Raw genomic sequence first — 361 nt, forward strand, 5'->3', positions numbered from 1 at the left:
GCGCCACCGGTTACTATGATCATTTTGCACTTTCCTTCAAATTTGATTAACTCAGAGTATAACAAGGAACTAAAATCTAGGGAATTAAACCTACATTTATGAGAAACTTAGGTGTAATAGCAACGGACTATCTACCTTGTATTGATGCCGTTTATCCATTTATGAAGAAGCCGTAGATAAAGTTATAGAGGAATGAACTTGAATCAGTCTAAACAACCAGTGTCATCACAGCAAAGTCCTATGGGTGAAGCCTACTATCAGGATGATGAGATTGACCTAAGAGAATTATTCATCGCGCTTTGGAAGGGCAAGATTTTAATTGTAGCGACTACTTTTATTTTTGCTGCTGTTGCTGTGGTGT

The 361-nt window shown here is 37.7% G+C and carries 1 protein-coding gene; it reads left to right on the forward strand.

Translation table 11 applies throughout. The features are described 5' to 3' along the window. Positions 1-192: 192 nt before the first annotated feature. The coding region (locus AB4585_RS22415; protein ID WP_372171013.1) for a Wzz/FepE/Etk N-terminal domain-containing protein at positions 193-361 on the forward strand (169 nt) is incomplete at its 3' end.

Source organism: Vibrio sp. 10N.222.49.C9 (assembly GCF_041474985.1).
GTDB classification, from domain to species: Bacteria; Pseudomonadota; Gammaproteobacteria; order Enterobacterales; family Vibrionaceae; genus Vibrio; species Vibrio crassostreae_C.